We start from the raw sequence: 14,589 nt of genomic DNA, 5'->3' as shown, positions 1-14,589 counted from the left end.
TTACCCCCAAATTCGTTTGATTTCGTCCTTAAAGGCACGTGCTGCGCCTGCTGGATCTGCTGCCTCGGTAATTCCGCGACCTGCGATAAAGGTAAAGACATCCACTCCTTCAAAGAGTTTGAGTGTATCCACATCCAGTCCTCCCGTAACAGACACACGGAAGCCCATATCAATCAATTTTTTGACCTTGTTTAGATCTTTTTCGCCCCAAGTTTCCCCAGCAAGCAGGGCATCACGAGATTGGTGATAGATTGCTTGGGAAATTCCCGCATCAAGCCAGAGTTGAGCCTGTTCAAAAGTCCAGTCTCCATAAAGTTCGATTTGGATTTCACCTCTATCTCCACGTTCAGCTGTGATGGCTTTAAGAGCAGCTTCCATAGTCGGAATGGTTGCACAGCAAATACAAGTCATCCAGTCCGCTCCACGTACAGCATTATTCTTAGCAACCGTACCACCGGCATCCGCACACTTGGTGTCTGCAACGATGATCTTATCTGGGAAAAGGCTACGCAAGACTTCTACTAATTCGCTCCCTACTTGAAGTAGGCAAACAGTACCAGCTTCGATGATATCCACTTCATGACCAACAGATACAGCAGCCTTAATGGCGCCTTGCAAATCTGAATGGTCTAGTGCAACTTGTAAATTTGGTATTCTTTTTGTCATCTTCCTACTCCTTTTTAGCTTTCCAAGTCCAAGCCTTCAAGGTATGGACTATTTTTTGATTCTTCAATCATATCCAAAACTTCTTCTTTGCTCTGGCATCCTTGTAAGCGGGCAATGGAATCTTCCAACTCAAACAAGGCAATAATTTGTGGAATCGCTACACTTGTATGAATCTTTGAGCTTGTCGCAGCCAAAGCTAGTAAGACGGATACTTCTTTTCCATCTGAAAAAACAACTGGTTTTTGCAAGGTAATCAGTGAAAAAGCATCCCGCTGAACACCTGCCTCTGGTCTAGCATGGGGCATAGCCATCCCTGGCATTAAAATATAGTAGGGACCATATTCTTCTGTTGACTCAATAATCGCATCATAGTACTCTGGTAAAATTGCGCCACTTTCAATCAAGGGTTCCACTGCTAACTTAACTGCTTCTTTCCAGTCAGCCGCCTCAAGTCCCAATCGAATTGAATTATTTTCAATCAAAGCTTGTTTTAAATTCATAGTTGCCTCCTTTATGTAAAGAGGGACTAGGACAGAACCCAGTCTTCACAGTTTCTGTCCAGCCCCCTCCAACCTTCTATAGTGCCTGACTGAGTTTTTCAGTGATTTCTTTATCATCCATCAAGTTGTCAAGCCCGATCAACTTCCCATTTGTTCTACCTTCCAATTCTTGGATTAGGTGAAGAGAAGCGATAACGATATCATAGCCAGCTGCCAAACTTTTAGCTTCGCCGACACTGCATGAGTTTACTGTAAAGTCTGTTTGGTTTAGCTTGCGGAGCGCATTTTCCACCTTCATCTTGATAACCATTGATGAACCCATACCATTTCCACATGCTGCTAATACTTTAACCATTTTATTTCTCCTTTTCTAAATTCTAAGCTTCTTCTTGTACTTCGCCGTTATAGTATTTTTCTTTATCTTTAGCTTTGGCAAATTGAATTTGAGGAATGACAAGCAAGAAGAGGCAAACAAGCACATAACCAATAATACCAAGGTATTTGAAGATGTAGCCAAATCCAAGCCATGGGAATTCAAAGTCGATATTTCCATGGTAACCACCATAAGCCGCCAAGTCGAGAAGGGCTACGCAAAGAGCACCAAGGGCAACTTGAAGTACACCTGAGATAAAGGACAAGATAACTGCCGCTTTCCAACCACCACGTTTATCAGCGTAAACGGCGATAGCTGCATTATCAAAGAATACCGGTACAAATCCTGTGATGATAAGGATAGGATTTTTGAAGACGATGAGTAGAACGATTGTAATCAATTGACCAATTAAACCAAAGGCAAAACCTGACAAAACAGCGTTTGGAGAGCCAAATCCATAAGAAGCTGCAACGTCCACCGCTGGGAATGAACCTGGCAAAAGCTTGCTTGAGATACCTTGGAAGGCATTTGTCAATTCAGATACGAACATGCGGACACCTTGCATCAAGATAAACAAGTAAACTGAGAAGGTGAAGGCTGTTTGGATAATATACATGAAGAAGTCTTGCTTAGCAGGATTGAACAAGGTTCCTGAAGTGATTACTTCTTTATTTGACATGATTTCTGGTCCCAAGATTAAGAGAATAGCACCAAAGAAGACCAGCATCAAGGTCGCAGAGGCAACTACTGTATCATGGAAGATAGAGAGGAATTTAGGCAATTTAATATTGTCTAGACTTTCTTCCTTCTTACCAAAACGTCCTGCGATTTTATCTACAAACCAAATAGCAAATTGTTGTTGGTGACCAATCGCAAAACCACCCCCACCAGTCAAACGTTGAGTTGCTTCAACAGTCATGTTTGAGCTGATTGCCCAGTAAAGTCCACAGATAATTCCGATAGCCGCTGTACCGTAAGCATTGCGCAATTGTGGAACCAAGAAGAGAACCATAAGAGAAACAGTTGCTGCTTGTTGCACCATGATATGCCCTGTGATAAAGAGAGTTCTCACTTTGGTGAGTTTACGGAAAGCCACTAGCAGAATATTGACCCCGAAACCGATCAAAAGGGCTGTTGTTGCAGTTCCGACAAAACCAGGAAACTCAGCTGCAATTTTGTTATTTGCGGCTGCTAGTCCAAAGTAAGGATCGATAACTGCCGCACCAATTTGGAATTTAAAGTTGAGAGCTGCCAAGATCGGACGGAAAGTGGTAACCAAGCCTCCCGCACCAACGTTCAGCAACATATAACCAACTGTCGCTTTTACAAATCCTGAAAAGACTTCATGAGCTGGCTTTTTCAAAAGCGCATACCCAATTAGTACCAAGAGACCTACGAAAAATGCGGGATTCTGCAAAATATTGCTAGAAAACCAATTTAGAACACCTGAAATGACTTCCATAACTGCTCTCCTTTATTTGAATTGTTTTTGTAACTTTATTATATATTTTGAAAACGCAAACAAAAAGACCAAGAATTACACAGCGGACTGTTCACTCTTGGACTGTACGATTTATGATATTTTTGAGAAATTTTACTTCCTCGTCACCTCATAGTAAGGAAGTAGGCGAGTATAAGCTTCTTCTAACTTTTCTAAAATTGCTTCTAATGGTTGATCTTCTAAGAAAGAAACATCCGACTTGACCAAAACTTTACGGATTTCCTGATTTCGTACCTTATTGCGTAAGAGCAGACGGTTTTCTTCATTAGCTTCTACCTTTTGATTTTGACCATCGGTGTATGCTAGATAATAAATTCCTTCAATGGTTGAAATTTCTAAAACTTTAGCCTGCTTGCCTAAAGTTTGCTCATCCTTCTTACGCTCTATAAAACTGACTTCTAAGGAAATCCCAAAATCTGAGGGTTCCCCATACAAACGCAGCGCCAACATAGGTTCTGCTACCTGCCCCTCTCTCTGTAGATAGGCCCAGAAATGCGGTCGCAAGCGCTGCGCTTGATTCATCCACTGACTAGTCTGTTGAAGTTGCCATTCTGGATGACTTGCTTGAAAGGTATTGGCAAGTTCTGTAAAAGACTTCCGAGCCTCTTGACCTTTTTGCCGCAAATCCAACATCTTTTCTCTTTCATCGCCAGCTTTATCAGGATTACGGTACTGAACTCCTGCAAATGATAGGTATTCTCTAACTGCTTTCAGCATATCTGAATCTTTCCTTTCCTAGCAAAAAATCAGGTCAAGCCTGATTTTGTTTATTCTGTATCTACGACAACATAGCGATTTGGCTCATCACCCTCAGAATAACTGGTCACTCCATTCATGCGTGAAATAATGCGATGGATAATCTTGCGTTCGCTATTCGACATTGGATCTGTTTGCTGGCTACGACCTTCCTCCAATACGCGATTCGCTAATTTTTGAGCGTAGGTTTGCAAGACTTCTGCACGGTGTTCAACATAATCATTGACGTTAATCGTAATGTAGAAAGTTCTTGAATAGCGATTATAAAGGTAATTTTGCGCCAATAGTTGAAGAGCTTTCAAGACTTTTCCGTGATAGCCGATAATACGGCCTGGTTCATTCGTGTCAATTTGAAGATTGATGGTGCGGCGATTGTAGTCACTTGAAATCGTCCCTTCAACATCCATATCATCTACAATGGTTTGAACGTAGTTAGCTACTTCAGTTGCCACTTGTTCGATGTCATAACTTGGTTCTACTTTCAAGCCTAAATCTTCCAAAGATTGGCTTGTTGCTTCCTGCGTTTCAGTTTCTTTTTCTGGAGCAGATTCCACTTCCTCGGCAGTATCCTCTGGTTCCAAATCATTTAAAATTGAAATATGACCTGTTTCTTCCAAAATCGTGCTGGCATGTTTTTCATTTTTCAGGATTTCAGCCTTGACCTCTTCAGAAACACCTTGACCTTCTTCTTCAATCTTCTTAATCGCTTCAACTACATGCCCCAAATCAACAGTTGCTTCACTTACTGTTTTCACGGGTTCATTTTTTTCATTGACTTCTTTTGGAACCCCTTTAATGGCCTGCTGATTGGCTTTAATCACTGTTGTTTCACTAATAGCTTCGATATCAACTTGAGCTGGCTTCTTACCAAACAAGCCCAAGAAACCTTTTTTCTCTTTTGAAACGACCTTGATGTGGGCCTTCATTCTTGGAATGTCTAATTCTTTCAATCCTTTTTGGATTGCTTCTTCAACCGTTGAACCTGTAAATAATACCATTACCAGATTCCTCCTTATTTTTTCTTTTTCTGTGCTTTTTTCAAAGCTCTTCTCTTCTTGCCTTCTAAATCTTTTTCTGCTTGCGCCACCGCTTCTCTTTCAGCAATAATCTTGAAAGGATTGTTCAAGAAATAGGTTTGCAGAACTTGGTAAGCATTGGATACAGCCCAGTACAAAGCTACACCACTTGGGGCGGAGATGGCAAAAACAAAGATCAATACGGGCATACCATACATCATCCCTGTCGTAGCTCCACTTTTTTCGGACAAAGCTTTATTCGATAACCAGCTACTCAAGAAGGTAAAGACTGCCGCCAAAATCGGAAGGACAAAACTTGTATCTACTCCTCCCAAATTAATCCATAAAAAGTGACCTGTTTTCAAAAAGTCTACTCGACTCAAGGCTTGAAAGAGCGCCAAGAGAACCGGCATTTGTATTAAAATCGGCCAGAGAGAGGATGAATGCTTGATCCCTAACTCTTTATAGACCTTACGCATTTCCTGGTCTAGCTTGGTTCTACTTTCCATATCACGACCCGGATATTGCTCTCGCAAAGCCTTGATGCGCGGTTGAGCCTCTTGCATTTTTCTAGAGGCAACCATCTGTGTCTGAAAGACCGGTAATAGAATCGTCCGAATCAAGATTGTGAAGAGGATAATCCCCACTCCGATACTAATGTCAAAGGACAAAAAGCGGATAATTTCAGCAAAAAAATAGACGAATTTACTCCAAAAATCTGTCGAATCTGCCGTTATATCGCTAGCTGTACCATTTGTTGCACAGGCCGTCATAGTAAACAAGGACAGTCCCAACAAACTAGTCAACTGTAGTTTCTTTTTCACTCCCATTTCCTTCCTGGTATATCTTTGATAACTTTAATACGTGGAGTAGATTTTTCTCCATCTCTGCATATTCCAAGGTTTCCACCCCTTTTCGAGCAATGACAACAAAATCGACATGATCTAGCAGACTCCCCTTTGCATTTTGTATGATATGTCGGATTCGTCTCTTAATTTGATTTCTGGTAACTGCATTCCCCAGTTTTTTACTAACGGACAGCCCTACTCGAAAATGGTTTTGCTGATTTTCCAATTGGTAGACAACAAATTTTCGATTGGCAAAACTCGTTCCGTCCTTGAAAATCGCCTTAAAATCTTTCTCTCTTTTTACACGAAAGCTTTTCTTCAAAACTCAACTCCATCTATTAAATTACTACTATTATACCATATTTTTTGAAAAAGCCAATAACAGCAAGGTTTTAGACATTTTCTACATAAAAAAAAGCTGGAAAATCTCTTTCCCAACTTCTTTTTACAATCAAATTTTACGTGTATTTACTTATTTTTTCAAGCGCTCAACATCGCGTGCAATCACCAATTCTTCATCTGTTGGAATAACCAAGACACGGATTTTCGCCGCATCAGTTGAGATGTCTCCCGTTACACCAAAGACGTTCTTTTCTGGATCCACATCACAACCAAACCAAGAGATACCTGAGATGACATCTTCACGTACGTTTGCAGCATTTTCACCGATACCTGCTGTGAAGATAATCGCATCTGCTCCATTTAGGACTGCAAGATATTGGCCGATATGTTTTTGGATACGATCAACATACATTTCATAAGCCAAAGTTGCATCATGGTCTCCTGCTTCCATGGCAGCAATCACATCACGCATATCGCTTGACTGGCCAGAAACTCCCATGAGCCCTGATTCACGATTGAGAACGCGACTAATATCTTCAGGGGTATTGAAATCCTCTGTATATTGCATGAGATAAGTGATGATAGCAGGGTCAATATCTCCTGTACGAGTTCCCATCATCACACCTCCAAGTGGTGTGAATCCCATAGAAGTATCCACAGACTTCCCACCCTTAACAGCTGTGATAGAAGCCCCGTTACCAATATGGCAGGTAATCAATTTCAAATCTTCTAGAGGACGGCCCAAAAGTTTCGCTGCTTCTTCTGCGACAAACTGGTGGCTTGTCCCGTGGGCACCATATTTACGAACCTTGTTGTCTGTGTAGTATTTAGTTGGTAGAGGGTAGCGATAAGCCTTCTCTGGCATGGTTGTGTGGAATGAGGTATCAAATACGACAACACTGGTAATATCTGGCAGCAATTCCTTAAATGCGCGAATTCCAGCTGCGTTAGCTGGATTGTGAAGAGGAGCCAACAGTCCCAATTCCTCAACTTTTTCTAACACATCTCCCTCAACAACTGTTGATTCCTTGAAATATTCACCACCTGCAACGACGCGGTGGCCGACACCTGTAATTTCGTCGTACCCTTTGATAATGTCAAAACGAATCAAGTCATCTAATAAAATTTTAACGGCTTGTGTATGGTCTTCAATATCAAGAATTTGTTGCTCCGAACGACCGTCAAATTTTACTGTTGAGATCGAATCCTTCAAGCCAATACGTTCAATCAAGCCTTTCGCCAATACAGTTTCTTCTGGCATTTGGTATAGTTGCCATTTCAAGCTTGAGCTTCCTGCATTGATTGCAATTGTTTTTGTCATAAGATGATACCTCTTTTTAAGCGTTTTCATCTATTATAACAAAATCTCTTTTATATTTCAGTACCTTTGCTCCAATTTTGAAAATTTTCTTTAAAGGTCAACAAAACTGACGGATCTTGCAAGCTAGTAAGAGGGTAGACAAAGGGTTCTATTTCCTTGTCTCTTTTCTTCTGTAAGACAAAAATACTCTTAGCTTGGCTTGCAGTTGAGAAAATATCCTCTGGCAGAGCGATGATAGCAGCCAGACTCACTTCGTCTTTGAGCCACCCTTTTAATGAGTCACTTTGAGGGCTGGTCAATAAATCACTCGGAGCTAGAAAAATAGCATAGCCATTTGACTTAAGGTACTTGAAGCCTTGTTCCATCAGCAAATGGTGGGCATAGGTATGCTCTTGACTAGAAGCCACTTGATAGCGAGAAGCGATGGCATCGTCTGGGTAATAGCCTACAGGCAAGTCGCTGATGACCACGTCGCTTTCTTTAAGCATTTGCGGACGAACGGCATCTCCTTGGACAAAACCAGCCTGCAAACCAATCACATCTGCCATACTGGCTGCCAAATCAATCAGCAAGTCATCCACTTCGATTCCCAAGTAATCTACTTTTTTAGCAAGAGAAGTCAAGAAAGTAGCCCCCAAAATCCCCATACCAGAACCTATTTCGAGGATGCTAATTTCCTCTTGATCCAGCAACTCTTCCACAATAAGTACCAAGAGGAGGGCAATGGCATCCGGCGTAAACTGGTGATTGGCCTGTAAAGGCTCCGTTTGTCCCGCCTTCATCAAGAGAAACTGGTAGGTCTTGAGCCACTCTTCCTTGCGAAGTGCTAAGCGCTTAAGGGCTTGATTGTTCTCCTTGACCTGCTTTTGCTCAGTCTCGCCATCTAGATAAATGCTGTTTTGCTCTACTAAGGCATCATAAAAGTTGGTCGCCAAATCACTTTGGATGACTTGGACATTCTCTAGTAAATACGTATAAGCTTGTTCAATTTTTTCAAAATCCATATTCCTATCTTATCAAAATTCCCCTATTTTTTCCATCTGAAGAGAAAAAATCACTGCTTTAGTCAGCGAGTGATTTTTGGGCTATAGTTAAAAAGAGCTCTGCGTAATTTCCGAGGAAAAGACCTTCAGCACTATAGAGAATCTGACTACCAATGCTCGAAAAACCAAACTGGGCGAGCTTGGTTTCCAGTTCAGCTAAATCAAAACCATGGTGGTTGGTATCTGTCTTGACAAAATCAGCAATGAAAACTTGTCCATTCTCCCTAAGATGATAGTGAAACATGGCAAGAGTCGCATCTAGATCAGGCATATGATGAAGAACCCGACTGACAACAATCAGGTCAAATTGCTGTTCCAAGGGATTTGCCAGTAAATCCTGCTCCAAAAACTGGATATTCTTGATGTCTTGTTTCTCTGCTTTCAAACGGGCTTGCTCCAGCATTTTCTCCGAGATATCTACAAGGGTAACCGACTTGGCCTGCTTGGCTAGGGGCAAAGCTAATAGACCTGTCCCACCACCGAAATCCAGAATTTCTTTGTCTGATAGAAGAGCGATCTGTTTTTCAACTGCTTGACAAACCAAATTTGCAAGAAAGATATTTTTGGGCGAATCAAAAGTTTCTGCTTTGTGATTAAAATCATGTTTCATGCTTTTAGTTTAGCACAAAGAAGTTGAATTGACTAGGATTTGTCTTTCTTTTCAGACTTTTCTTCTGATTTTTTCTTCCCTGCTTGATTGCTTGAATCAGTCGCTACCTCTTCCTTTTTAGCTGTTCTCTTTTCTTGGGTTTTCATCTGAGGAAAGAGAAATTCATAGTTGCCCTTATTCATACGAACACTTGTTGCAAAACCTGTTTTCGTATTGTGATACCTGACTTTTCCTAAGTTAAAGACTCGTTCTCCACTTTCTTGTTCAACCTTATCTTTACTTCGCTTGGCCATAGCAAAAGCTGCCAACTTTTCTTTGTTTAGGGCAAAGTCTTTGTGATGGGCGACTTGCCGATTCAAATAAAACTGCAACAAAAGGCTAAAAATGGCTGCCATGGTGACTGCATATAAGAGAACGCCTGCCTTAACTTTTTGCTTTTTCCACACGATAGATGAACTCCCTTTCTAAGCCTTTTTGAAACTGGAAACGGAAGCGAACCAGTTGATTTCCCTCTGTAATTTGAGCTGATTTAAGTCCATAAACCATAGGTTGGTAGCCCCGTCCGCTGGCATCGGTCTTCCGAAAATCATCCGATTTAGATTTCCCTATAGAGATATCCTTACCATCCTGTTTCATGTAGAGGCGATTGCCTTCTACCTTTTCAAACTGCGAACGCTCTAACTCTGCCTCCAGTTGATCCACAAACAAGAGCCACTCTTTTTGCTCGCTTTGCTGCTGGTAACGAACTTCTGAAATGAGGAGCTGACTCATAGCTTGAAAAAGTAGCAAACCTCCGCTAATGACGATAAGGGCAATCAGTGATTCTAAGAGAGTAAACGCTCTTACCTTACTGCTCTTTAAGGTCGAGTAACTTCTCTGAACCATGGTAGACCTCCACTCCTTTTTCACTAGCAAATACCTGAATCTCCACTCCATTTATGTTTACCTGATTTTGCCCTGTTTGCAGAGCCATCTTCGCCACACGCAAGACTTCTTCCTTTTGCAAGATTTCTGCCTCTTCTTGTCTATTTTTCTGAATTTGCCCCAAAAGAAGGGTCGCAATGCTGGCAAACACAGCCAAAGCTACTACTGCTTCTAGTAAGATTACTGCCCTAATTTTTTGTTTCCTTAATGCGTTTAATTTTTCCATTTCCTAGATATAATTGATAGCGAATCGCTCCTTTGCTAGTCTGAAATTCAACCTTAGCCAGGGACGAATTGCCCCCAGCTCGGTCAAATATAATGCTTTGTCCTGAGGGTGCCTGAATTCCTTTAGGAACGGTCAAGTTTTGACTGCCATTGCTGATCGTCTGTCCATCTAAGTTCAGACTGTGTTTTTGCTGACTGACTATACTGCGTTTTTGCGTTTCCCGGTAGAGTTCTTCAAACTCCATAAAGAAAATCTGCTCATCCACCGCTGCAAAACTTGACTGGATTGAGCCTGATAAAGCCAAAGCAATGATACTCACAAGTCCCAAAACCAAGAGACTTTCAAACATGGTAAAGGCTTTAATCATTGACTTTTCGTGCTTCTTTTTGTGCTTTTGAATAGTAGTCATTATAAGCCTTGGCTTGCTCTGCTGTGATACGACCGTCCGCTTGTAATTTGCTGAGGCTGGCATCATCATTTTTATCTAAACGATAGAGCTCTGCCTGGCTTTCCACAACCTTGACAACAGCAGCTTTTCCTTTGTCATCTACGGCATCCTTTTGCTTGGTCAAATTGGGCACAAAGAGCAAGAGAAGAACGCTGATGATTAAAAGGACGACTAACATCTCTACCAAAGTGAAAGCTTTAACCTTAGCTTTTTTTAAATTTGTCATGAGTTTTTTCATTTTAAAAATTTACCTCCATATTTTGATACATGGGCATAAGCATTGCCGCATAAAGTAAAACGATAATCAGGGCCACAAAGATAAAAACCAGTGGCTGTATTAAGTTCATGGTGCGGTTGACTCGGGTAAAAAAGGCTTCCCAAGTTTTTTCAGCATAGATTTCCAACTCACTCCCCAGCTTGGACTTGACTTCCCCATACTCAATGATGAGACTCAACTCCTTTTTAAAGAATGGATAGGTTGCTATGGTTTGAGAAAATTCACGGCCATTTTGTAGGGCTTGAGCCAGATCTTGACCGATTTCTTTAAAGAGTTGGGAACCTTGTTCCTGCATGATTTGAAAAATCTGGGTCAGCTCCATTCCCTGTGAAATCATATTGCCCCATTCACGCGCGTAATAGGCCGTCAGATAGGTCTGGGCAAAGATTCCCAGAAAGGGAAACCGTGCCAACATCGAAAAGACGCGCATTTTGGAACTTCTTTTGTAGAAAGTGAAGGCTAAAAGTAAAGATAGAGAGCAAACCAGCGCTAGTCCCAGAAATATTTGTGGCAGATTGCCGATGATTTGAGTGGCGATATTGCTACTGTCCAGTTGAGGCAGCAAATAATTCCTGAGTCCCAACATGATTAGCAGGAGAAATCCCAGCAAAATCAGGGGATAAGTCGCTACTTCAATTAACTTCTTCTTGACCTTGGACAAATTATCCAGATATTCTTCTATCTTCCCCAGACTCAGATGGAGATTTCCATGAACTTCAGCTAGAGATAATTGAGTCACAATAGCACTTGAAAAGCCCAAACTTTCCATCATTTCTGAGAAGGATTTCCCCTGAGACAAGCCTTGGTGCATCTGGGCTACATAGTCCTTTTCCAGCAGGGCACTTCTGCCCAAGAAAGAAGTAATTTCCACCAAATGAAAGCCACTGGAGAAGAGGTTGTTAAACAAGGTGATGATTTTCTTCTGCTTAGCTGTAGCTAATTTTTTCCGTTTCAGCCTGAAGACTTGTGATATGTCCATCTTTAAGAAGCTGATCAATCTGCTCATTCCAGCTAGTTGGCTGGTGTTCTTGATAGTCTTTGTTTGCAAAGTCAACGATTCCTCCTCCCCCAATTAATCTCTGGTAGCAGACTCCTTGCAGGACAACTGCTAGTTCCTCCTCCATCACACCCAACTCCAGAAGGCGTTCATAAACACCTCGGATACTCTTGGCATGAATGGTTGAAAAAACTGTCGCCCCTGTCAAACTGGCTCTGACCACTGCACGCGCCGTCTCACTGTCCCGAATTTCACCGATAATCAAGAGGTCAGGACGATGCCGAAGAGACAGTTTGATCAGATTTTCATAGGTCAAGCCAATCGCCTCATTCAACTGCAACTGGAGCATGTCGTCCTGCTTGATTTCGACAGGATCTTCGATAGACATGACCTGCTGTCCTTTAAACAGAGACTTGGCTAATTCGTGCATCAAGGTCGTCTTGCCACTTCCAACTGGACCCGCAAAAAGGTAGAGCCCCCGTTGCCTGTACTGCTCACCCAGTTCGTTCATATCCTGAAACCAGAAATGCAGGTCCTGTTCCTCATCGTGCAACAAACGAATGACCAAACTCTCATATCCCCGATAATCTCCCACGGTAGACAAACGCAGAGAAGACTTCTTCTCCCCATGCTGATAGTCGCAAGACCCCAGCTGACTACGCCTCTTCTCTCCTACGTTCATACCCGCCACAAACTTAAAGTGGCTAATCACTGCAGCTAAAACCTCAAAATCATAGGAGTCAATTAGACACCTCTCATCACCAATTCGCATATGAAGTTCATAAGTAGCTTCTTTGGGAATGAAATAGATATCCTGAGCTCCTTTTCCCTTAGCAGTAGCAATAATTTTCTGTGCAATTTCTTGTACCATATCGCCCTCCTTATCTAACTATTCGCAAAAAAATAAAAAAAGCAACTTAAAAAGTTACTTTTTTTATCTCCATTTCATACGGCAAGAACGGTGTTTTTCTTGACCTGTTTGTTTTTCGTAACCTGGACGTAGCTTTTCATCGGGAATGACTTGCCCATCTTGTAAAAGTGCCAAAGAATGGTACTGCTGCAAATACTCATTGCACTCATCACACCAGCGTTGGTCGGCAGGATCCCAAAAAATAGTCATCAAATCACTCCGACTCTTATAAAGAGGATTCTTCTTTTCCAGCTCAAACCAGCATGATTTATAATATTTTAGAGCATCATAGTACTTGTCAAAAGATTGACTCATGATGACATCTTCTTCCCAACCTTCTATGAACCACCACGGTTCAAAATCCCCATACATTTCTATAACACGATACATTCTTACTACTTCCTTTGTATCGTATATTATATCTAATTTTTTAATACAAGAAAAGGATTTTGCTTGTTTCCCCCATTAGCAATTTCTTTAATCCTATTATTTTCATCTGATAATAAAAATAGGAGTCCTTTATTGACCCCTATTTTTTATCTTCTTAGGCTTGATAACGTTTCACACCATCTAGGTAGGTTGCTACCAATTCCAAATCTTTATCCAGTACGATAAAGTCAGCGTCATAACCTTCACGGATTTGACCACAGACATCATCAATGTGAACAGATTTTGCTGGGTTGAGGCTGGCCATCATGACTGCTTCATGCGGATTCGCAATGCCCCATTCGACCACATTCTTCAAACCATCTTTGAGTTTGAGGATAGAACCTGCCAAATTACCTGTAGATTTGAGGCGAGCAGTTCCATTAGCAACAACTACTGGGAATTCTCCCAACATGTAATCTCCATCTTCCAAGCCACCAGCTGTCATACAGTCTGTGATAAGGGCGATATTTTCAGTTCCTTTTTGCTTGAGCAAAATATCACAGGCCTTTGGATCTACGTGGTGACCATCACAAATCAATTCAGCGTAAGTATGTGGCAACTCATACATGGCTCCCACCATACCGAGCTCACGGTGAGTCAACCCACGCATTCCATTGTAGGCATGTACCCAAACACTCGCTCCAGCATCGACTGCTTTTTTAGCTTCATCAAAAGTCGCATTGGAGTGTCCAAGAGCAACAGTCACTCCTTCACCCGTAATTGTACGAACAAAGTCTTCTACACCTTCACGTTCTGGCGCAAGGGCAATTTTATTGAGCAGGCCATTAGCTGCTTTTTGCCAAGCACGAAACTCATCCATACGAGGATCTTTCATGTAAGCAGGATTTTGAGCTCCTTTGTATTTCTCTGTGAAATAAGGGCCTTCAAAATAGATCCCACGAATCTTGGCTCCACTTGCTTCCTGGTAACGAGCACCGATATTTTCAGTTACCGCAAGCAACTGCTCGTAAGAGGAAGTCAACGTCGTTGGCAAGAAGCTGGTAACACCTGTGCTAAGCAATCCTTCACTCATGGTATGAAGGGTTCCTTCGATATTATTATCCATGACATCGACACCGCCAAATCCATGAATATGGGTATCCACAAGTCCTGGGGCAATGCTATAACCGGTATAGTCAATCACCTCAGCTCCTTCAGGAATCTGTTCTACATGCTTGCCAAACTTGCCATCCACAAGTTCCAAGTAACCGCCACGACGAACTCCGTGTGGGTAGAAAAACTGATCCGCTTTAATATAATTAGGCATAATGATAACCTCCTTGATAGATTGATTCTAGAATTTATTATGTCAATTACATTATAAACCTTTCCTTTTCATTTGTAAATGGTATAGACCTATTTTCTAGAGATATTTTAAAAGAGCTGGATTTCTCCAACTCTT

General features: G+C 41.7%; 20 protein-coding genes. All 20 read right to left on the bottom strand.

Features of this window, described 5'->3' with window-relative positions; genetic code table 11:
* Positions 1-666, bottom strand: a complete 666-nt coding sequence (locus I2H52_RS09060) for a 3-keto-L-gulonate-6-phosphate decarboxylase UlaD (protein ID WP_070800452.1) — start codon at positions 664-666, stop codon at positions 1-3.
* A 14-nt stretch (positions 667-680) separates the two neighbouring features.
* The gene (locus I2H52_RS09055; RefSeq protein ID WP_070800451.1) at positions 681-1,166 is read right to left on the bottom strand and encodes a PTS sugar transporter subunit IIA; all 486 of its coding nucleotides are present in this window, start codon (positions 1,164-1,166) and stop codon (positions 681-683) included.
* Between the two features lie 76 nt (positions 1,167-1,242).
* Positions 1,243-1,521, bottom strand: a complete 279-nt coding sequence (locus I2H52_RS09050; RefSeq protein ID WP_000241470.1) for a PTS sugar transporter subunit IIB — start codon at positions 1,519-1,521, stop codon at positions 1,243-1,245.
* Between the two features lie 22 nt (positions 1,522-1,543).
* Positions 1,544-3,001 (bottom strand): PTS ascorbate transporter subunit IIC, encoded by a 1,458-nt coding sequence (locus I2H52_RS09045; RefSeq protein ID WP_125841200.1) that lies wholly within the window; start codon positions 2,999-3,001, stop codon positions 1,544-1,546.
* A gap of 132 nt (positions 3,002-3,133) precedes the next feature.
* Positions 3,134-3,757: a ribonuclease P gene (locus I2H52_RS09040; protein ID WP_125841201.1), complete on the bottom strand. Its 624-nt coding sequence runs from the start codon at positions 3,755-3,757 to the stop codon at positions 3,134-3,136.
* Positions 3,758-3,807: 50 nt separating this feature from the next.
* Positions 3,808-4,794 (bottom strand): RNA-binding cell elongation regulator Jag/EloR, encoded by a 987-nt coding sequence (gene jag, locus I2H52_RS09035; RefSeq protein ID WP_125841202.1) that lies wholly within the window; start codon positions 4,792-4,794, stop codon positions 3,808-3,810.
* A 14-nt stretch (positions 4,795-4,808) separates the two neighbouring features.
* Complete coding sequence (locus I2H52_RS09030) at positions 4,809-5,636, bottom strand: membrane protein insertase YidC (protein WP_195595069.1); 828 nt, start codon at positions 5,634-5,636, stop codon at positions 4,809-4,811.
* A complete protein-coding gene (gene rnpA, locus I2H52_RS09025; protein WP_139689550.1) occupies positions 5,611-5,982 on the bottom strand; it encodes a ribonuclease P protein component in 372 nt (123 codons plus the stop codon). Before rnpA ends, I2H52_RS09030 begins: the two co-directional genes overlap by 26 nt.
* Before the next feature lie 150 nt (positions 5,983-6,132).
* Positions 6,133-7,323 (bottom strand): acetate kinase, encoded by a 1,191-nt coding sequence (locus tag I2H52_RS09020; protein ID WP_195595067.1) that lies wholly within the window; start codon positions 7,321-7,323, stop codon positions 6,133-6,135.
* Positions 7,324-7,373: 50 nt separating this feature from the next.
* Positions 7,374-8,327 carry a class I SAM-dependent methyltransferase gene (locus I2H52_RS09015; RefSeq protein ID WP_000345140.1) on the bottom strand — a complete coding sequence of 318 codons (954 nt, stop codon included), beginning with the start codon at positions 8,325-8,327 and terminating at the stop codon, positions 7,374-7,376.
* Between the two features lie 58 nt (positions 8,328-8,385).
* A complete protein-coding gene (locus I2H52_RS09010; RefSeq protein ID WP_195595065.1) occupies positions 8,386-8,976 on the bottom strand; it encodes a class I SAM-dependent methyltransferase in 591 nt (196 codons plus the stop codon).
* Positions 8,977-9,008: 32 nt separating this feature from the next.
* Positions 9,009-9,422 (bottom strand): competence type IV pilus minor pilin ComGG, encoded by a 414-nt coding sequence (gene comGG / locus I2H52_RS09005; protein WP_000265645.1) that lies wholly within the window; start codon positions 9,420-9,422, stop codon positions 9,009-9,011.
* Positions 9,400-9,861 (bottom strand): competence type IV pilus minor pilin ComGF, encoded by a 462-nt coding sequence (comGF, locus tag I2H52_RS09000; RefSeq protein ID WP_195595063.1) that lies wholly within the window; start codon positions 9,859-9,861, stop codon positions 9,400-9,402. The genes comGG and comGF overlap by 23 nt, the downstream gene beginning before the upstream one ends.
* Positions 9,824-10,126, bottom strand: a complete 303-nt coding sequence (comGE, locus tag I2H52_RS08995; RefSeq protein WP_195595061.1) for a competence type IV pilus minor pilin ComGE — start codon at positions 10,124-10,126, stop codon at positions 9,824-9,826. Before comGE ends, comGF begins: the two co-directional genes overlap by 38 nt.
* Entirely contained in the window at positions 10,089-10,493 is a 405-nt protein-coding gene (gene comGD / locus I2H52_RS08990) for a competence type IV pilus minor pilin ComGD (RefSeq protein WP_267490355.1), read from the bottom strand. The genes comGE and comGD overlap by 38 nt, the downstream gene beginning before the upstream one ends.
* A complete protein-coding gene (gene comGC / locus I2H52_RS08985) occupies positions 10,486-10,812 on the bottom strand; it encodes a competence type IV pilus major pilin ComGC (RefSeq protein WP_195595059.1) in 327 nt (108 codons plus the stop codon). Before comGC ends, comGD begins: the two co-directional genes overlap by 8 nt.
* 1 nt (position 10,813) lies before the next feature.
* Positions 10,814-11,830 (bottom strand): competence type IV pilus assembly protein ComGB, encoded by a 1,017-nt coding sequence (comGB, locus tag I2H52_RS08980; protein WP_195595075.1) that lies wholly within the window; start codon positions 11,828-11,830, stop codon positions 10,814-10,816.
* Positions 11,778-12,719, bottom strand: coding sequence for a competence type IV pilus ATPase ComGA (comGA, locus tag I2H52_RS08975; protein ID WP_195595058.1), 942 nt, complete (start codon positions 12,717-12,719; stop codon positions 11,778-11,780). The genes comGB and comGA overlap by 53 nt, the downstream gene beginning before the upstream one ends.
* Before the next feature lie 63 nt (positions 12,720-12,782).
* Positions 12,783-13,148, bottom strand: a complete 366-nt coding sequence (locus I2H52_RS08970; protein ID WP_195595057.1) for a DUF1033 family protein — start codon at positions 13,146-13,148, stop codon at positions 12,783-12,785.
* A gap of 154 nt (positions 13,149-13,302) precedes the next feature.
* Positions 13,303-14,454 (bottom strand): N-acetylglucosamine-6-phosphate deacetylase, encoded by a 1,152-nt coding sequence (gene nagA / locus I2H52_RS08965; RefSeq protein ID WP_001134442.1) that lies wholly within the window; start codon positions 14,452-14,454, stop codon positions 13,303-13,305.
* Positions 14,455-14,589: the final 135 nt, after the last annotated feature.

The organism is Streptococcus oralis (assembly GCF_015561235.1).
GTDB lineage: Bacteria > Bacillota > Bacilli > Lactobacillales > Streptococcaceae > Streptococcus > Streptococcus oralis_BK.
This window is presented reverse-complemented; position numbering and strand designations above follow the sequence as displayed.